Source organism: Flavobacterium cellulosilyticum (assembly GCF_004349355.1).
GTDB lineage: Bacteria > Bacteroidota > Bacteroidia > Flavobacteriales > Flavobacteriaceae > Flavobacterium > Flavobacterium cellulosilyticum.
The window spans coordinates 130,351-148,117 of sequence record NZ_SMFK01000004.1 but is presented as its reverse complement, the minus strand read 5'-3'; the positions used below and the strand labels follow the sequence as shown (position 1 = coordinate 148,117).

At 32.9% G+C, this 17,767-nt stretch carries 21 protein-coding genes; 4 read left to right on the top strand and 17 right to left on the bottom strand.

Features of this window, described 5'->3' with window-relative positions:
- Window positions 1-23: 23 nt before the first annotated feature.
- Entirely contained in the window at window positions 24-1,307 is a 1,284-nt protein-coding gene (locus E0F76_RS08910) for an MFS transporter (RefSeq protein ID WP_132004437.1), read from the bottom strand.
- A 104-nt stretch (window positions 1,308-1,411) separates the two neighbouring features.
- On the opposite strand from E0F76_RS08910, the gene bshC reads away from it, so the two are divergent.
- Window positions 1,412-3,016: a bacillithiol biosynthesis cysteine-adding enzyme BshC gene (gene bshC, locus E0F76_RS08905; RefSeq protein ID WP_132004434.1), complete on the top strand. Its 1,605-nt coding sequence runs from the start codon at window positions 1,412-1,414 to the stop codon at window positions 3,014-3,016.
- Window positions 3,017-3,102: 86 nt separating this feature from the next.
- Window positions 3,103-3,522, top strand: a complete 420-nt coding sequence (locus E0F76_RS08900) for a nucleoside-diphosphate kinase (RefSeq protein ID WP_132004431.1) — start codon at window positions 3,103-3,105, stop codon at window positions 3,520-3,522.
- 139 nt (window positions 3,523-3,661) lie between these two features.
- Here E0F76_RS08900 and E0F76_RS08895 read toward each other — a convergent pair whose 3' ends face one another.
- Together E0F76_RS08895 and E0F76_RS08890 are read right to left on the bottom strand one after the other, a co-directional pair.
- Window positions 3,662-3,958, bottom strand: a complete 297-nt coding sequence (locus E0F76_RS08895; RefSeq protein ID WP_132004428.1) for a DUF721 domain-containing protein — start codon at window positions 3,956-3,958, stop codon at window positions 3,662-3,664.
- On the bottom strand, window positions 3,939-4,382 hold the full coding sequence (locus E0F76_RS08890; RefSeq protein WP_132004425.1) for a hypothetical protein: 444 nt from the start codon (window positions 4,380-4,382) through the stop codon (window positions 3,939-3,941). The genes E0F76_RS08895 and E0F76_RS08890 overlap by 20 nt, the downstream gene beginning before the upstream one ends.
- 540 nt (window positions 4,383-4,922) lie before the next feature.
- Here E0F76_RS08890 and E0F76_RS19975 point away from each other — a divergent pair.
- Window positions 4,923-5,324: a serine hydrolase gene (locus tag E0F76_RS19975; protein ID WP_342773072.1), complete on the top strand. Its 402-nt coding sequence runs from the start codon at window positions 4,923-4,925 to the stop codon at window positions 5,322-5,324.
- Window positions 5,325-5,859: 535 nt separating this feature from the next.
- On the opposite strand, the gene ftsY is transcribed toward E0F76_RS19975, so the two are convergent.
- From ftsY to E0F76_RS08815, 14 genes are all read right to left on the bottom strand, one after another.
- Window positions 5,860-6,813, bottom strand: a complete 954-nt coding sequence (gene ftsY / locus E0F76_RS08880; RefSeq protein WP_132004421.1) for a signal recognition particle-docking protein FtsY — start codon at window positions 6,811-6,813, stop codon at window positions 5,860-5,862.
- Window positions 6,814-6,963: 150 nt separating this feature from the next.
- The gene (locus tag E0F76_RS08875) at window positions 6,964-7,116 is read right to left on the bottom strand and encodes a DUF4295 domain-containing protein (protein ID WP_082014152.1); all 153 of its coding nucleotides are present in this window, start codon (window positions 7,114-7,116) and stop codon (window positions 6,964-6,966) included.
- A 70-nt stretch (window positions 7,117-7,186) separates the two neighbouring features.
- Window positions 7,187-7,372 carry a 50S ribosomal protein L33 gene (gene rpmG / locus E0F76_RS08870; protein ID WP_132004419.1) on the bottom strand — a complete coding sequence of 62 codons (186 nt, stop codon included), beginning with the start codon at window positions 7,370-7,372 and terminating at the stop codon, window positions 7,187-7,189.
- Between the two features lie 28 nt (window positions 7,373-7,400).
- Window positions 7,401-7,637, bottom strand: a complete 237-nt coding sequence (rpmB, locus tag E0F76_RS08865; protein ID WP_132004416.1) for a 50S ribosomal protein L28 — start codon at window positions 7,635-7,637, stop codon at window positions 7,401-7,403.
- Window positions 7,638-7,711: 74 nt separating this feature from the next.
- Window positions 7,712-8,962, bottom strand: a complete 1,251-nt coding sequence (locus tag E0F76_RS08860) for a CinA family nicotinamide mononucleotide deamidase-related protein (RefSeq protein ID WP_132004413.1) — start codon at window positions 8,960-8,962, stop codon at window positions 7,712-7,714.
- 149 nt (window positions 8,963-9,111) lie between these two features.
- Window positions 9,112-9,456 carry an Hpt domain-containing protein gene (locus E0F76_RS08855; RefSeq protein WP_132004410.1) on the bottom strand — a complete coding sequence of 115 codons (345 nt, stop codon included), beginning with the start codon at window positions 9,454-9,456 and terminating at the stop codon, window positions 9,112-9,114.
- The gene (locus E0F76_RS08850) at window positions 9,456-10,067 is read right to left on the bottom strand and encodes a fumarylacetoacetate hydrolase family protein (protein ID WP_132004407.1); all 612 of its coding nucleotides are present in this window, start codon (window positions 10,065-10,067) and stop codon (window positions 9,456-9,458) included. Before E0F76_RS08850 ends, E0F76_RS08855 begins: the two co-directional genes overlap by 1 nt.
- Window positions 10,068-10,131: 64 nt before the next feature.
- Window positions 10,132-10,902: a 3'-5' exonuclease gene (locus tag E0F76_RS08845; protein ID WP_132004404.1), complete on the bottom strand. Its 771-nt coding sequence runs from the start codon at window positions 10,900-10,902 to the stop codon at window positions 10,132-10,134.
- 125 nt (window positions 10,903-11,027) lie between these two features.
- Window positions 11,028-12,335: a dihydrolipoamide acetyltransferase family protein gene (locus E0F76_RS08840; RefSeq protein WP_132004401.1), complete on the bottom strand. Its 1,308-nt coding sequence runs from the start codon at window positions 12,333-12,335 to the stop codon at window positions 11,028-11,030.
- Between the two features lie 122 nt (window positions 12,336-12,457).
- Window positions 12,458-13,591 (bottom strand): glycosyltransferase family 2 protein, encoded by a 1,134-nt coding sequence (locus tag E0F76_RS08835; RefSeq protein WP_132004398.1) that lies wholly within the window; start codon window positions 13,589-13,591, stop codon window positions 12,458-12,460.
- A gap of 3 nt (window positions 13,592-13,594) precedes the next feature.
- A complete protein-coding gene (locus E0F76_RS08830) occupies window positions 13,595-13,885 on the bottom strand; it encodes a type II toxin-antitoxin system RelE/ParE family toxin (protein ID WP_132004395.1) in 291 nt (96 codons plus the stop codon).
- On the bottom strand, window positions 13,885-14,127 hold the full coding sequence (locus E0F76_RS08825) for a hypothetical protein (protein ID WP_132004392.1): 243 nt from the start codon (window positions 14,125-14,127) through the stop codon (window positions 13,885-13,887). The genes E0F76_RS08830 and E0F76_RS08825 overlap by 1 nt, the downstream gene beginning before the upstream one ends.
- A gap of 237 nt (window positions 14,128-14,364) precedes the next feature.
- Window positions 14,365-15,060, bottom strand: coding sequence for an OmpA family protein (locus tag E0F76_RS08820; protein ID WP_132004389.1), 696 nt, complete (start codon window positions 15,058-15,060; stop codon window positions 14,365-14,367).
- A 20-nt stretch (window positions 15,061-15,080) separates the two neighbouring features.
- On the bottom strand, window positions 15,081-15,557 hold the full coding sequence (locus tag E0F76_RS08815; protein WP_132004386.1) for a lipocalin family protein: 477 nt from the start codon (window positions 15,555-15,557) through the stop codon (window positions 15,081-15,083).
- Window positions 15,558-15,730: 173 nt separating this feature from the next.
- Between E0F76_RS08815 and htpG the strand changes: the two genes are divergently transcribed.
- A complete protein-coding gene (gene htpG / locus E0F76_RS08810) occupies window positions 15,731-17,629 on the top strand; it encodes a molecular chaperone HtpG (RefSeq protein WP_132004383.1) in 1,899 nt (632 codons plus the stop codon).
- Window positions 17,630-17,767: the final 138 nt, after the last annotated feature.

Here is a 17,767-nt window from a genome sequence, read left to right as displayed (position 1 = left end):
TTTATTAATTAAAAAGAATAGAATCAAAACTTATGCTCACTTTTTCGAATAGCCAATAACGCTACAAAAGTAATCACAGCTGCCGCTGATAAATAGTAACCTACATAACCAATTCCATAACTTGTAGCCAACCAAATGGCGATCAAAGGAGCAAAAGAAGCACCTAGAATTCCTGCCAAATTAAAAGTTAATGAAGCTCCAGAATAACGTACTTCGGTTGGGAATAATTCGGATAAAAATGTACCCAAAGGTCCATAAGTCAATCCCATTAATCCCATTCCCAAACAGATAAAAAAAGTGATTAAAAAAGTGCTTCCAGAATCCAAAAAATAAGAAAAACTGAGTCCAAACAAACCAATAGCTACTGAAACAAGTAACAAAATCAATCTTCGGCCAAAACGATCCGCCAAAACTGCCGAAAGTGGAATTCCTATTACAAAAAACAAAATAGCAAAAAGTTCAATAATTAAAAAATCGCGACGGCTAAACCCAAGATGTGTTGTTGCCCAACTCAAACTAAATACGGTCATTAAATAGAAAGTTACAAAGGTAGCTACTGCAGCAAAAGTTCCAAAAATCAATTCCCATTTATAAGATTTTAAAATAGAAAATAAGGGTACTTTTACTTCTTTTTTTGTTTCTTTGGCATTGACAAACGAAGGCGTTTCGGTGATTTTTAACCGAATATAAAAACCAACTCCAACCAATAAAGAACTCGCAATAAAAGGAATTCTCCAACCGTAATCAAAAAATTGTTCATTAGTCAAGATATCACTTAAAAGCAAAAAGGTTCCTCCTGAAAGTAGCAACCCTATTGGCGCTCCTAATTGTGGGAACATGCCATACCACGCGCGTTTACCGGGAGGTGCATTCTCGATAGCCAATAAAACAGCACCACCCCATTCGCCTCCCAAACCGAGACCTTGACCAAACCGACACAACATTAATAACAAAGGAGCAACAATACCAATACTCTGATAAGTGGGCAATAATCCGATACAAACCGTTGAAATTCCCATCGTCAACAAGGCGGCAACGAGAGTAGCTTTTCGGCCAATTTTATCTCCAAAATGGCCAAAAATGGCCGAACCAATAGGTCTGGCAAAAAAGGCAATCGAAAAAGTTGCCAAGGATTCTATTACTGAAGTGGTTGGATCTGAACCCGGAAAAAACAATTGCGGAAACACTAACACGGCAGCATTGGCATAAATATAAAAATCAAAAAACTCAATGGTTGTGCCAATTAAGCTTCCAAAAAGAACGTGTCTTAAAGAATTCACTTTTCTAGGATGCGAATTATCTATCATTACAAACAATTAAATTATTCGATAAAAATGAGGCGTTTTTTCCAAACTAACAAATAATTAGTTCCAATATTTTTTTAGTAATTTAGCATCAAATAAACTTCAATATGCCAACCGACTGTATCAGCTATCAAAATTCTGGGTATTTCACTCCTTTGATGAATGATTATTTAGACCAAAAATCAAACTTGAGATTACTTTATAATCGCTTTCCGACTCTTGAAAACTTTGACGATCAAATCTTAGAAAAAAAACTCAATTTCAATGGCTATGACAATGGAAAAAGTAAAAGATCCCTTTTAGTTACGGTTTTAGAAAAGCAATATTCGTTAATAAAGACTTCAACTGAAACTTTAAACAATATTAATCTTCTTAACGATTCGAACACTTTTACAATAACTACAGGGCATCAACTAAATTTGTTTACAGGTCCTTTGTATTTTTTATACAAAATCATTTCGACCATTAATTTAACTAAGGAATTAAAATCAAAATATCCTGAATCTAATTTTGTACCCATTTACTGGATGGCAACCGAAGATCACGATTTTGAAGAAATCAATTATTTTATTTTCAAAGGTCGAAAATTTCGCTGGAATAAGGAAAGCTCGGGCCCCGTTGGGCGATTATCAACCGAAGGTTTAGCAGATTTTTTTAAATTATACCAACAAGATTTAGGCTCTGGAAAAAACGCAGATACAATTAAAAAACTTTTCCAAGAATCCTATTTAAACCACACTAATTTAGCAGATGCTACTCGCTTTTTGGCAAACGAACTTTTTAGCGAACAGGGATTGGTCATTCTTGACGCTGATGATCATGATTTGAAAACAACATTTATACCCTATATCAAGAACGAATTACTATCACAAACTTCCTATAAAGAAGTAACTAAAACTATTGAAAATTTAAAAGAATACCCTATCCAAGTCAATCCTCGTGAAATCAATTTGTTTTACTTAGAAGATAATTTGCGGGAACGTATTATTTTTGAAAACGGTACATACAAAGTAAACAACACTACTATCGAGTACGCTGAAACTGAAATTCTATCCTTGTTAGATACGAATCCTGAAAAATTCAGTCCAAATGTGATTATGCGTCCCTTGTACCAAGAAGTAATTTTACCTAATTTATGTTACATTGGTGGAGGTGGCGAACTAGCTTATTGGCTGGAATTAAAATCATTTTTTGACACTGTAAATGTTACTTTCCCAATACTATTGCTTAGAAATTCAGCTGTATTGGTTTCAGAAAAACAAGCCAAAAAAGCAGATAAATTAGGATTGTCTTGGGCTAATTTATTCTCCAAACAAAATGATTTAATTAATAATAAAGTAAAATTATTAGACGAATATTCCATAGACTTATCGATTCAAAAGGATTTTTTAAAAAACCAGTTTCATTATTTACATACTTTAGCTCAAAAAACAGATCCTTCATTTTCTGGAGCTGTAAAAGCGCAAGAAGCAAAACAAATAAAAGGATTAGAACAACTTGAAAAACGATTATTAAAAGCACAAAAACGCAAACATTCCGAAGAATTGGAACGCTTAACCATTTTACAAAATGAATTGTTTCCCAATAAAAGTTTGCAGGAAAGACAAGCCAATTTTTCAGAATTTTATTTAGAATATGGCGAACAGTTGATACCTAACTTAATTAATAAACTTCACCCTTTAGAAGTTAATTTTGATATTATTACACTTTAGAATTAAAGTTTATTGTTAAATTTTTTATCCAATAAAATTTAACAATAAAAAAAACTACTTTTGCACACAATTTAAAAAACACAAAAATGGCTTCAAATAGAACTTTTACAATGCTTAAACCTGATGCAGTTGCTAACGGACACATCGGAAATATATTAGCAATGATTACAAACGGTGGTTTTAAAATCGTTTCACTAAAATTAACACAATTAACAGTAGCTGATGCAAAAGCATTTTATGCCGTTCATGCGGAAAGACCTTTCTACAATGGTTTAGTAGAATTTATGTCAAGCGGACCTCTTGTTGCCGCTATTTTAGAAAAGGAAAATGCAGTGGAAGATTTTAGAACTTTAATTGGAGCTACAAATCCAGCTGATGCTGCTGAAGGTACTATCCGTATCGCCTATGCTACTTCAATTGGAGAAAATGCAGTTCACGGTTCAGATAGCGACGAAAATGCTGCAATCGAAGGAGCTTTCCATTTTTCAGGTAGAGAGCAGTTTTAGATTGCAGATTGTTGATTAACGATTTTTGAATTTAGATTTAAAAGTATAAAACAGAAAATCCCGTTTCAAAAACGGGATTTTTTTATATGCAATCACAAAAATCTGCAATCTGTAATCGTTAATCAACAATCGAAAATCATTACCTCAAGACGACATCCTTCACCAGATCTCGTTTCAATTCTTCATTTATCATCGCTATTATTTTAGACTTTCCGTGACTTAATTCCTCGCGAAGTACAGCCGAAGAAAGCTCTACATACAAAATACTCCCTTTCAAAACCACATTTTTGGTGTAATGATTTACTCCGTTTCCCATCAAGTTTTTCCACGCTTCTTTTACATCTATTTGATCCATACCGGGTTGCAATTTATTGACTTGAATTATTTGTTTCAATACATCGCCCACGCTACTTTGATTATTTAGTCTTTTTGCCATCTCCTGTTATTTTTATTGGTGCTGCTTTTTTATAAAAATACTCTTTGTTTTCAGCATTTCTAAAAGCCATTTTATCTTTTTCTAATTCTACTAATTCTTCTGTCCATTTTGCAAATTTAGTCGAATAATCAAAGAAAACTTTGTCATCTGTAAACCTTATTTTCACATTTTCGTAAGTATCATTTACAATAAAAGTGCCATCCAGTTGAGGCATTACCTTCTTACGAATTCCAACAAAATTCTTTTCTATTGAGAAAAAATCATAACTCTCATTAATAGTATAACCCTTTTCTTGACCTTCTTTAAAAGCCACTTTTTCAATTTCCCAATACCCATTTATTTTGGGTATATCTTCCCTATTTACCTTTTGCTGACAAGCAACAAAAAGAAACGATACGAATAAAATACTTATACATTTTTTCATTTGATACTATTTTTTAAGGGAGCTTAATCCTGCTTTTCACTACAATCTTTTTATTTTGAACCCCAAAATAAAAAGGATTTCCATTGCAATCAGGGCTAGCATATTTGGAAAAAAGGGACTTTTTTATAAACAACAAAGTTACTCTTAAAAACTTCAAAGAAAACAAAAAACAAAAAAAGCTATTCAACTTTTTAAACTATTTTTGGTCATACCTATATTAAAACCGCAAAAAATGTCAAAAGTAACAATCCCCCTATTGATTGTTTTATTGTTTGCAAATTGCAGTTCTGAATCAACAAATCTTACACCAACCCTGTTAATGCAATGTATTTTCCACCATTGTCTGGTAACATTTGGGAAACGAAATCAATCACCGATTTAGGATAGAAACAAACTGCCGTTCAACCACCGTTAGATTATTTAGCACTGAAAAACTCTAAAGGTTTCATCTTACTTGTCAATGGAAAGATTGTAATGGAAAATTATTTCAACGGACATTCGGCAACAACTGGATAGTATTGGGCAAGTGCCGCTAAAACATTGACATCAACCATGACTGGAATTGCACAGCAGGAAGGCATAATAAACATTAATAACAAATTTTATCAGTATATTGGAACGGGCTGGAAGAATGAAACAATAGTACCAGAAAATCAAATTACCTGCAAAAATCTACTCACAATGACTTCGGGTTTAGAACACACAGTCGATGATGTAACTCCAGCAAAACTCATTTACAAAGCCGATACAGGAACGCGATGGGTTTATCATAATGTGTATCTTAAATTGCAAGATGTTATTGCGAATGCTTCAGGACAATCATGGTCCAATTATTTCAATTCAAAGCTTAGAGACAAAAAAGGAATGAGCGTGGCATGGTTTCAAGTTGATAATAATAGTGTTTACTTTAGCAACACCCGCAGTGCGGATCGTTTTGGTTAATTGATGCTCAACATAGGAAAAAGGGAAAGCAATGTGATATTGAATGAAGATTATTTCAACCAAGCAACAAATTCTTCGCAAACTATCAATTTAGGATATGGCTATTTGTGGTGGTTAAGTACAAAATAAAATTATCATCTCCTGCAAACACAACTTCAATTTAATGGTAGTATAATCCCATCTAGACCCAATGATATGTTTATGGCACTAGGCAAAACGATAAAAAAATCTATGTAATTCCAAGTAAGAAAATGGTAGCCATTAGAATGGGTGATGCAGCCGATGAAACCAACTTTGCATTATCGAGATTTGATAATGGCTTATGGACAAAAATCAACGCATTGTATCAATAATTATTTACGTTCATTTCTTCCTTTCATGAAGCCTAAAATAAACAATATCGTACCTGTCGTTAATAAGAAAACATATACTAGTTGATTTCCATCTCTAAAGAAGTTTGATAAAACGAGTGCTACAACACTAATAAAATAGAGGTAAATAGGCTTAATTTTATTGTAAAAATCCATTATAATAATTATTTAAAAAAACTGTCAACAAATTCATATTTATTAAAAACCTGCAAATCTTCGATTCCTTCTCCAACACCAATATATTTCACTGGTATTTGAAATTGGTCTGAAATACCAATAACAACCCCCCCTTTTGCAGTTCCATCTAATTTTGTCACCGCAAGTGAAGTAACTTCAGTCGCTGCTGTAAACTGTTTGGCTTGTTCAAAAGCATTTTGACCTGTTGAACCATCAAGAACCAATAAAACATCGTGAGGAGCATCGACAACCACTTTTTGCATCACACGTTTCACTTTAGTTAACTCGTTCATCAAATTAATCTTGTTGTGTAAACGTCCTGCAGTATCAATAATTACAATATCAGCATCTTGAGCTACTGCTGACTGTAAGGTATCAAAAGCTACAGAAGCAGGATCACTACCCATATTTTGTCTTACAATTGGCACTCCTACTCTATCTGCCCAAATTTGTAACTGATCAATCGCTGCGGCACGAAAGGTATCTGCAGCTCCAAGAACTACTTTGTATCCTTGTTTTTTAAATTGATACGCCAATTTTCCTATCGTAGTTGTTTTTCCAACACCATTTACCCCTACAACCATCAAAACATAAGGCTTAGTAGTAATTGGAATCACAAACTCAGTTGCTTCACCAGTATTAGTTTCTGAAAGCAAACTAGCTATTTCTTCTTGTAGAATATTATTAAGTTCATCAGTACCAAGATATTTATCTGCAGCAACGCGAGCTTCAATTCTTGTAATTATTTTCAGAGTAGTATTAACTCCAACATCAGAAGAAACAAGTATTTCTTCTAAATTATCTAAAACCTCATCATCCACTTTAGATTTTCCAGCAACTGCTTTAGTTAATTTAGAAAAGAAAGTTGTTTTTGATTTCTCTAGCCCTTTGTCTAAAGATTCCTTTTTTTCGGATGAAAATAATTTTTTAAAAAAACTCATTGGAATGTTGATTGCAGATTAACGATTTTTGACATAAGTACCAGCAAACTGGTGAAGCAAATAACTTCTAAAAAATCTAATTGACAAATATATAAAATAAAAAAGCTACTTCCGAAAGAAAGTAGCTATTCTATATAATGCTAATGTTAATTATTTCTTTTTCAAGAATTCATCAACTGCTTCAGGAGTCATAATAGACTCTACAAATGTATAAGCACCTGTTTTTGGAGATTTCACCATTTTGATGGCTTTTGATAATCTCTTAGAAGATGTTTGTAACGATGCTACGGTTTTCTTTGCCATGATTCAAATGTTATTTAAATTTTAATAAATCTAAAATGTTACCATTTTAAATAGTAATAAAAATTTTTAATTATTTAATTTCTTTGTGAACTGTTACTTTTTTCAAGATTGGATTAAATTTTTTAATCTCTAATCTGTCTGGAGTATTTTTTTTGTTCTTCGTTGTAATGTATCTAGACGTTCCAGCAACACCTGAAGTTTTGTGCTCTGTACATTCTAAAATTACCTGGATTCTATTTCCTTTACTTTTTGCCATTTTGCTTTATATTTATTTTGGAAAAAGATTATTTAATAAATCCTTCTGACTGCGCTTTTTTCAAAACTGCAGCGATTCCATTTTTATTGATTGTTTTTACTGTAGATGCTGCTACTCTTAGAGTAATCCATCTATCTTCTTCAGGAAGATAAAAACGCTTTTTAACTAAGTTTACAGAAAACTTTCTCTTAGTTTTATTCATAGCGTGAGAAACGTTATTTCCTACCATCGCTCTTTTACCTGTAAGGACACAAACTCTTGACATTATTGTTATCTTTTATCGTTATTCAAAATCAGGGTGCAAAGAAAAGAAAAATAAACGGATGAAACAAAAAAATATTACACATTTTTTAAAATTTCTTTACGAAGCATTTCCAAGCTTTTTATCAGCGCTCTATCTATCACTTTTTCACGGGGTTGGCCAAAATCGAATTCTTCAACAATTACTTCATCAGGAGTGGCTAATGCAATAAAAACCGAACCAAGTTCCGCATTGGAGTCTCCTTTTGAGGGCCCTGCATTTCCTGTAGTCGCAATTGCATAGTCCGTTTTCATTATCTTTTTAATATTAATCGCCATTTCTTTTGCAACTTCCGCACTTACAACGGAATATTTTTCAATTAACGCAGCTGAAAGCCCCAATATAGATATCTTAGTTTCTGTTGCATACGAAACCACACTGCCCTTAAAATAGCTTGATGCCCCGGAAACCGAAGTCAATACTTGGGCAATTTTTCCACCTGTACAACTTTCGGCAGTAGACAGTGTTTTGTTTTGTTGCTTAAGCAACTTGCCAATAACCGTTTCTATGGTTTCGTCATCATCAAAACCAACAATAATATCCCCTATGATTTTAGACAACGAAACCACTTTTTCTTCGATTGCCGTCTCTAAAAAACCCTTATCTATTCCCCTTGCCGAAAGTCGCAAACGCACTCGTCCTGGACTCGGCAAATAAGCTAATTTTATAAACTCTGGCAATTCATTTTCCCATTCTTCAATACGCTCCGCAACCATACTTTCGCCTTGACCATAGGTCAATATTGTTTTATGAAGAATGTAGGGACGTTTATATTCCCGAACAACTTTAGGTATAATTTCGTTTTCGACTAAATATTTCATTTCAAAAGGAACACCTGGAAGCGAAACAAACACGGTATTTTCTTTTTTCATCCACATACCTGGCGCCGTACCCACTTGGTTGTGAAGCACTGTACATTTTGATGGTACTAAGGCCTGATCGATGTTTATTTGAGTTATGGTCCGCTTGTAGAATCCTTCAATTAATTGTGTAACATGTTTTAGGACATCAGTATTAACAACTAATTCATCTTCAAAATAATCACAAAAAGTTTTCTTGGTAACATCATCCTTCGTTGGCCCTAAACCTCCTGTAATAATTACTAAGTCTACTATATTTTGCAAGCTTGAAAAAGTATTCAATATGTGCTGTTTGTTATCACTTATAGACACCATTTCATAAATCTCAACCCCAATTTTATCCAAAGATTTAGCGATAAAAGCAGAATTCGTATCTACAATTTGGCCTATTAAAATTTCGTCACCGATAGTTATAATAGCTGCTTTCATTTTATTTCGTTCTATAAAAAATATTAAATAATTTTATGCTAATTGAGATGAAGTCAAAAATTAAATAGACTTATTTTAAAATAAAAAAGAGCTACCAAAAGGAGCTCTTTTTTATTTTAAAAAAACCACAAAGAATTGATTAAAATCACTTATAAATCAAAATCTTTTTTTAATTCCTTTACAGCGTCATCAATTTGCGTTTTGACACTTTTGAAAGTTTCTTTTATTTCTTTCTTTTCACCTTCAGCTTTTGTCCAAGCCTCTACTTGAAGAATTTCTTCAAAAGCCATTTTTAAACCAAGCAAATCTAGAGAAGGCTTTATTTTATGAGCATAGGAGTAAGCATGCTTGTGATCCATTTTTTTAATTCCTTCTTTAATTTCTCCTAAATCTTCCGGAATTTCTGTAACGAACAAAGTTACGATTTGAAGTACAAATTCTGGGTCGTTATCTGAAAGTGCGTACACTTTTGCTAAGTTGTAATGTAATGCCATTATTTTATTTGTATACTAAATAGTTTATTTCCTTCTAAAAATCCTTCTAAAACGTCTTCTGGTTTTACAGCCTCAACCCCCTCTGGCGTTCCCGTAAAAATTATATCTCCAATTTTTAACGTAAAATACTGAGAAACATAAGAAATGATTTCATCAATTTTCCACAGCATCTGAGTGGAATTTCCCTTTTGAACTGTTTTATTTTTATTAATTAATTCAAATGTAAGATTTTCCAATGAATTAAACTTTGTTTTGGGTAAAAATTCGCCTATTACCGCAGAACCATCAAACGATTTGGCTTTCTCCCATGGCAAGCCTTTTGCTTTTAACTCGTTTTGAATATCACGGGCTGTAAAATCTATACCAACACTTATTTCGTCATAATACTTATGCGCAAACTTGGCGTCTATATATTTTCCGACTTTATTAATTTTAACAATTATTTCGATTTCATGATGAATATCATTCGAAAATTCCGGAATCACAAAAGGATGTTGTTTCAATAATATCGCAGAATCCGGTTTTATGAAAACAACAGGCTCAGATGGCCTCTCATTTTTTAATTCCTCTATATGATTAACATAATTCCTTCCTATACAGATAATCTTCATAAATTCAGTATTCAGTGATCAGTTGCAGTGATCAGTCTGTAAACTGAACACCGAACACTGAACACTATTTCGTATTCAATTTTCTCAATTTAATAGAAGTTAAAACTTTCTTGGTATACAAAGGAAAATCAGCATTCTGAATCCAACTGAAATAGCCCGGCTCCGACTCCAAAACGGTTTCTACCTTGACACCTTTATGTTTTCCAAATGCAAAAATCTCATTATCTTCCTTATCAAAAGCTATCATTCCAGCAAAATCAGCGATTTTTTTTCTGGTAGTAAATTCTGATAATGATTTGATGTCATTTTCTAAATCTGGATATCGATCCAATTGTGCTTTTATAATTTCATAAGTGGCCATTGTGTCTGCTTCTGCTGAATGCGCATTTTCAAGACTTTGACCACAATAAAATTTTAATGCTGCACTCAATGTTCGTTCTTCTTTTTTGTGAAAAATAGTTTGAACATCTACAGAAACTCGATTTTTCATATCAAAATCAACTCCTGCCCGAAGCATTTCTTCGGCCAATAAAGGAATGTCAAATCGATCCGAATTATAGCCCCCTAAATCAGAATCCTTAATCATATTGTATACTTGCGAAGCCAATTCATTAAAAGTGGGTTCGTTTGCTACTTTTTCGTCACTGATTCCGTGAATTGCAGTTGATTGAGGCGGAATTGGAATCGTAGGATTCACTAACCAAGTTTTACTTTCTTTATTTCCGTTTGGAAAAACTTTGAAGATGGCTATTTCAACAATTCGATCTTTTGCGACATCAATTCCAGTTGTTTCAAGGTCGAAAAAGCAAATTGGTTTATTTAATTTAAGCTCCATTTTTAAATTTTAGAATGACAAATATATCTTTTTGAACTTACCGTTCATCGATTGGTCTTAAAAGTTTTACATTAAATGAAAAATCCGACAGCTAAAACGAGTCGGATTTTAAAAATAATTTATTCTTAAAAATTTCTATCTACATCAAATGCTTCTAGATATTCAGCAACTCTTTTAACAAAACTTCCTCCAAGCGCACCATCAACAACACGATGATCATAACTGTGAGACAAGAACATTTTTTGACGAATACCAATAAAATCACCTTCTGGAGTTTCAATAACTGCTGGCACTTTTCGAATGATACCTAAGGCAAGAATCCCCACTTGAGGCTGATTGATGATCGGCGTACCAAAAACACTTCCAAAAGTACCTACATTAGTAACTGTATAGGTTCCTCCTTGCGTATCATCTGGTTTTAATTTTCCGGTTTTTGCACGATTCCCTAAGTCATTTACCGCTTTTGCCATTCCTACCAGATTCAATTGATCCGCATTTTTGATTACAGGTACAATTAGGTTACCATTAGATAATGAAGCTGCCATACCAAGATTTATATTTTTCTTTTTGATAATAAAATCACCATCAACAGCAATATTCATCATTGGAAAATCTTTTAAGGCTTTTGCAACAGCTTCCATAAAAATAGGTGTATAAGTCAATTTTTCGCCTTCTCTTATCTCGAAAGACTCTTTAACCTTTTCACGCCATTTTACGATATTAGTCACATCTACCTCAATAAAGGATTGAACATGTGCCGATGTTTGAATGGAAGCTACCATATAACCCGAAATCAACTTTCGCATCCTGTCCATTTCAATGATTTCATCACCACCATTTACAGAAACTGGCATTGTTAGAACGGAAGCTTTTTGAACTTCGGCAATTTTGGGTCCATTAATTTCTTGTTTAATTTCGACTTTAGGTTCTTTTCTATTTGCTATATAAGTTAATATATCTTCCTTAGTAACTCTTCCGTCTTTACCTGTCCCAGAAATATTTTCTAATTCAGTTATAGAAACACCTTCTTCTTTAGCAATGTTTTTTACTAAGGGAGAAAAGAATTTTTCGGAATCCGAGAAATTAACTTGACTTACTATAGTCTCTTTTACAGATTCTATTGTTTTTTCAATTTCGGCTACTTCAACAGGAACATCCGCTTCTACTTTTGGTGTTGTTAGCATTGAACCACTATCCGTTTCAATTATAGCAATGGTTTGCCCCACTTGAACAAGATCATCTTTTCCAAACAATTGTTCCACCAAAATACCTGAAACTTCGCTAGGCACTTCACTATCCACTTTGTCAGTTGCAATTTCAAGTACTGCTTCATCAGCTTCAATTTTGTCACCAACTTGTTTCAACCAATTTGTAATGGTCGCTTCTGCAACGCTTTCCCCCATTTTCGGAAGCTTTAATTCAAATCTTGCCATATTGTTATTTAAAAAGGTGGTTAAGGTTTTCTTCTTGCAAAATTAGTGATTATTTTTAGTTTTACCCCTGAATTACTCAATTTTACATGAATCTTAATAACCTTATTTATAAATTATATTTCTTAAATCTTGATAATTTCTCCTCTATCAAAACTACTATTACTACCTATCATAAAACCTGATTCTTGTAGATAGATTTTAAATGTAAAACCTTTATTCTTCTCTGCTTCCAGTGTTTTTATTATTGTTTTGAAATCCATAAAATGTTGATCAAAAACAATTTCTGTTAATTCGTTGTTAGAGAATTGTTTCAGATCTTCTTGTCTTTTTATAGGTTTTCTAACTACTTTATTTAATTTTTCTATTACAAATTCATTATCCGAAAATACTATATAATTATCAGCGGAGGATTTAGATTTTGGTTTGCCTTCAAACATTTTTACAAAAGAAAAAAACACAATTCCGATTTTCATAAATACAGAAAAGAAATAAGACACTTTGAAATGTTTTTTATAAAAGAAATTCATTGCCTCTTGAAACCTTTTCATATAAGTTCCATCTTTAATGGTGCTTTCCCCTTTAAAATGGACTACTGAAGTTTCGTGAAAATAATAATTTGATTTTCCGCTTTTTAATGCCATATAAGACAAATCAATATCATCCGAATACATAAAACAATCCTCGTCAAAACCACCAATATCAGTATACAACTCTCGTTTCATACACATAAATGCACCAACAAGAATATCTACCTTTCCAGATTCATTTTCCGATAGTTGTTGAGCGTAGTATTTGCCGAATGTTTTTGGAAAGACTTTATACACGCCTGTAATTTTTGTAAAAGCCACAAATGGAGTTGGCACACCTCGCTTGCTTTCTGGGAGAAAATTCCCTGTTCCATCAATGAGTTTGCAACCAATTATTCCTAGGTTATTTTGTTTTTTGGCGAAAGCCAAAACTTTTTCGAAAGTATCTTCGGCGACAACCGTATCTGGATTTAAAATGCAAATGTATTCTCCTTGAGCTACTGCAACTCCAATATTATTGCCTTTTGGAAAACCTGAATTTTCCTTATTCTCGATCAGTCTTACATTCGGAAATCGTAGTTTCATCATTTCGCAGCTATCATCTTGGGAATTATTGTCGATTACAATAATTTCAGCATCTATAGTTAAAAGTGCTTTTTGAACACTTAAAACGCATAGTTCTAAAAAATAGCGGACATTGTAATTAAGGATGATGACAGATAGTTGCAATGTTTACTTTTTTAGTTTTTTTGGATTTTGCTTTGTATTAAAAACTCTCAATATCACAATACTATCCTTTTCAACAGAATAAACAATTTTAAAGCTCCAGACAACCACAAATCTTACTTTTTCTATATTGATTATTGGTTCAACAGGAAATTTATATGGGAAATTTGGCAGGGAAATAGCCAAATCATAAATTGAATTGAATACTAAAACAGCATTTTGCGGGCTTTCTTTTTTAATATATTTATAGATCGCTTCTAATTCATTTAATGCGTTTTTTCTCCAGATAACATTCATTATCTCAAAATTTTTCTTTTCACTTCTTCGCTTGAATAAGTCTCCAATTTTCCTTCAGATAGTAAATTCAAAGCGCTATTAATATCATTAACATATTCATTTTCATAAATTGGATTTCCATTCACATCAAAACCCACTACATTTTCTTTATCAAGAAGCCTTGAAATTTTATATAGAATTTTATCATCAGTAAGATTTAAAATTCTTTGAGTTAAGTTAATTTTTAATGCTTCTGAATTCATGATTTTTTAATTAATAATCAAATTTACTCATTTTATTTGAACACTCAAAACACAAAGTTCGAAAAAGTAGCGGACATTGTAATTAAGGATGATGACGGATAGTTGCAAAAGGCTACTATAATTGAAAATCATTATCTTACATTGATTTCTTACTCCATTCAGTTAACGAATGTCTAATGCAAAAAAAAAGCTGTTTCAATGCGAAACAGCTTAATTCAATATTTATTTTATGGAAATTTAGTTCCCTGATTCTTTTTTAGCGTCTTCTAACATTTTGTCATTTGCAGTGATGGCAAATTCCACACGACGATTTTTACTTCTTCCTTCGGGAGTATCATTCGAAGCAATAGGATCTGCAATCCCTAATCCTGTTATTCCAAATCTACTCGCTACTAAACCTGAAGAAGCCAAATAATTTTTTACTGAAGCTGCTCTTTCTCCTGAAAGTTTCAAATTATAATCAGCAGAACCTGTACTATCGGTATAACCAAAAATGGTGATATTTGTGTCTGGATATTCTTTAAAAACAGGTACTAGTTTATTCAAATTCGCTTTTGCAGTAGCTGTCAAAGTGGATTTATTAGTCTCAAATCGCACCGCATTTTCATTCAAAACTAATTTGATTCCTTCTCCTACGCGTTCTACTTCAGCACCAGGAAGCACCTCGTCGATCTGTCTGGCTTGTTTGTCCATTTTATTACCAATAACACCACCGGCAACTCCTCCAACAACTCCTCCAAGAACAGCTCCCACAGCACCATTTCCTCCTTTTCCAAGGTTATTACCTAGAATTGCTCCAATTATCGCTCCACCTGCCGCACCAATACCAGCACCTCTTTGTGTTTTATTGGTGTTCTTTAACGATTCACAACTTGTAAAAAGAGAACCCACTGACAGCATTAATGCCATTATTATTATCGAAATATTTTTCATATCTTTTAGTATTATAGTTTTTAATTGGTTCTGTTGAATTGGTACACTACATCTGTCATTTTACCTCCTACATTAATTTTATCAATCAATTGAAAGGAATCTGCTGTTTGATTAACTAAATATAAAATATAACCTTCTCTCACTTTTTTAGCTTTTTCACCAGCATTTAAAATTTTCAAAACAAATTGACCATCTTTATTTACAAACCACGTAATTGGGGAACTAAATGTTATACAATCCGACTTTGTCAAAGCCATATTTCCCTTGTTATTATTAGAAATAAATTTCCAGGTACTTCCTTCAAAACATTTAGAATCGGCTAGTTGAAAAGTATTTACTTTAATATATTCTGAACCAGGATAGTAAACAGAATTGATTACCCAGTTGCCTTTTATTGCGACTTGAGCCTTTCTATCTAATTTCTTATCTGTAATAGAAGAAGTTTTGCAAGCAAAGAGCAAAATTGCCACTATCATCAATGTAATTGTTTTTTTCATTTTTTTTGGTTTTTTTAAGATTAAACTTAGACAAAGATACAATGCTGTTTGGAAAATTTGTTTCAAAATATTAGTATTTTGTATCATAATTTACATTTCCGACATTTTGTCACCCTTACGTTATTTGGTATCTTATTTGACTAAATGAAATTGAAAAATTTAAAACTTATCATATGACAACTGGAAAAATTAACGTTTCGGTGGAAAACATCTTTCCCTTAATTAAAAAATTCTTATACAGCGATCACGAAATATTTTTGCGTGAGTTGATTTCGAATGGAACAGATGCCACATTAAAATTAAAACACCTGACAAGTATTGGTGAAGCTAAAGTAGAATATGGCAATCCAATTATCGAAGTGAAAATCGATAAAGAAGGCAAGAAATTGCATATCATCGATCAAGGGTTAGGAATGACCACTGATGAAGTAGAAAAATACATCAATCAAGTTGCTTTTTCTGGAGCGGAAGAGTTTTTAGAAAAATACAAAGATTCTGCAAAAGATTCAGGAATTATAGGTCATTTTGGATTAGGGTTTTATTCTGCTTTTATGGTAGCCTCTAAAGTAGAAATCATAACAAAATCGTTCAAAGACGAACCTGCAGCACATTGGATTTGTGATGGAAGTCCAGAATTCACTTTAGAACCAGCTGACAAAACAACACGTGGTACTGAAATTATCTTACATATTGCCGAGGATTCATTAGAGTTTTTAGAAGAATTCAAAATCAAAGAATTGTTGAATAAGTATAATAAATTTATGCCTATTCCAATTAAATTTGGTATTAGAACCGAGAAAATCGAACAAAAGAAAGGTGAATTTGTTGAATCAGAAAACAAAGACGAAATTTTTACTGAAGTAGAAGTTGACAACATCATCAATAACCCAAATCCAGCTTGGACTAAACAACCAACGGATTTATCGGATGCTGATTATAAAGATTTCTACCGCGAATTGTATCCAATGCAGTTCGAAGAGCCTTTGTTTCACATTCATTTAAATGTTGATTATCCATTTAACTTGACTGGAATTTTGTATTTCCCAAAATTAGGGAACGACATGCAAATCCAAAAGGACAGAATTCAATTGTTCCAAAACCAAGTTTATGTTACCGATAATGTAGAAGGAATTGTTCCTGAATTTTTAATGATGCTTCGTGGTGTGGTTGATTCACCAGACATTCCTTTGAATGTTTCTCGTTCAGGCTTGCAAGCCGATGGTGCGGTAAAGAAAATTTCGAATTACATCACTCGCAAAGTAGCTGATAAATTAAAATCATTATTCAACGAAAACCGTGCTGATTTTGAAGCAAAATGGAACGACATTAAAATTGTTTTAGAATACGGAATGCTTTCTGAAGATAAATTCTACGAAAAATCAAGTGCTTTCGTTTTGTATCCAACGGTTGATGACAAATACTTCACACTTGAAGAATTGAAAGAAACCTTAAAAGAAAAACAAACGGACAAAGACGGAAAACTAGTTGTTTTATACGCAGGAAACAAAGAAGCACAACACTCTTACATCGAAATTGCGCAAGAAAAAGGATATGAAGTATTGATTTTAGACTCTCCAATTATCTCGCATTTAATTCAAAAAATTGAAGGTGATAATAAGGATTTAACTTTCGTTCGCGTCGATTCAGACCATATTGACAACTTGATCAAAAAGGAGGAAACTACCATTTCTAAATTGTCTGATGAAGAAAAAGAAAGTTTAAAAACTTCTTTGGAAACGTATATTCCAAAAGCGTATACCGTACAACTAGAATCAATGGACAGTCAGGCAGCCCCTTTCATCATCACGCAACCAGAATTCATGCGTAGAATGAAAGAAATGAGTCAATCCGGCGGTGGCGGAATGTTCGGAATGGGAAATATGCCAGAAATGTACAATTTGGTGGTAAATACTAATTCTGTTTTAGCTACCAATATCTTGAATACTCAAGACAAAACCGCTCAAGAAAGTTTGGTGAAACAAGCTTTAGACTTGGCAAAATTATCTCAAAACCTTTTGAAAGGAGAAGAATTGACTGCTTTCGTTAAGAGAAGTTTTGATTTGATAAAGTAAGTATCAAGCAAATAGAATTAAGTATCAGGACCTGCAAGTGAAAACTTGCAGGTCTTTTTTGTTTAGGAGCAGTATAAATCTTTTCCAGAAGAACCTTCCCTCCTGCTCTCGCCTTTATCTCTTCGCTACGCTACGAGG

Coding starts and splice junctions, on each gene's coding strand:
- E0F76_RS08910 (WP_132004437.1), bottom strand. CDS start 1,307: ATGATAGATAATTCGCATCCTAGAAAAGTGAATTCTTTAAGACACGTT.
- bshC (WP_132004434.1), top strand. CDS start 1,412: ATGCCAACCGACTGTATCAGCTATCAAAATTCTGGGTATTTCACTCCT.
- E0F76_RS08900 (WP_132004431.1), top strand. CDS start 3,103: ATGGCTTCAAATAGAACTTTTACAATGCTTAAACCTGATGCAGTTGCT.
- E0F76_RS08895 (WP_132004428.1), bottom strand. CDS start 3,958: ATGGCAAAAAGACTAAATAATCAAAGTAGCGTGGGCGATGTATTGAAA.
- E0F76_RS08890 (WP_132004425.1), bottom strand. CDS start 4,382: ATGAAAAAATGTATAAGTATTTTATTCGTATCGTTTCTTTTTGTTGCT.
- ftsY (WP_132004421.1), bottom strand. CDS start 6,813: ATGAGTTTTTTTAAAAAATTATTTTCATCCGAAAAAAAGGAATCTTTA.
- E0F76_RS08875 (WP_082014152.1), bottom strand. CDS start 7,116: ATGGCAAAGAAAACCGTAGCATCGTTACAAACATCTTCTAAGAGATTA.
- rpmG (WP_132004419.1), bottom strand. CDS start 7,372: ATGGCAAAAAGTAAAGGAAATAGAATCCAGGTAATTTTAGAATGTACA.
- rpmB (WP_132004416.1), bottom strand. CDS start 7,637: ATGTCAAGAGTTTGTGTCCTTACAGGTAAAAGAGCGATGGTAGGAAAT.
- E0F76_RS08860 (WP_132004413.1), bottom strand. CDS start 8,962: ATGAAAGCAGCTATTATAACTATCGGTGACGAAATTTTAATAGGCCAA.
- E0F76_RS08855 (WP_132004410.1), bottom strand. CDS start 9,456: ATGGCATTACATTACAACTTAGCAAAAGTGTACGCACTTTCAGATAAC.
- E0F76_RS08850 (WP_132004407.1), bottom strand. CDS start 10,067: ATGAAGATTATCTGTATAGGAAGGAATTATGTTAATCATATAGAGGAA.
- E0F76_RS08845 (WP_132004404.1), bottom strand. CDS start 10,902: ATGGAGCTTAAATTAAATAAACCAATTTGCTTTTTCGACCTTGAAACA.
- E0F76_RS08840 (WP_132004401.1), bottom strand. CDS start 12,335: ATGGCAAGATTTGAATTAAAGCTTCCGAAAATGGGGGAAAGCGTTGCA.
- E0F76_RS08830 (WP_132004395.1), bottom strand. CDS start 13,885: ATGAATGTTATCTGGAGAAAAAACGCATTAAATGAATTAGAAGCGATC.
- E0F76_RS08825 (WP_132004392.1), bottom strand. CDS start 14,127: ATGAATTCAGAAGCATTAAAAATTAACTTAACTCAAAGAATTTTAAAT.
- E0F76_RS08820 (WP_132004389.1), bottom strand. CDS start 15,060: ATGAAAAATATTTCGATAATAATAATGGCATTAATGCTGTCAGTGGGT.
- E0F76_RS08815 (WP_132004386.1), bottom strand. CDS start 15,557: ATGAAAAAAACAATTACATTGATGATAGTGGCAATTTTGCTCTTTGCT.
- htpG (WP_132004383.1), top strand. CDS start 15,731: ATGACAACTGGAAAAATTAACGTTTCGGTGGAAAACATCTTTCCCTTA.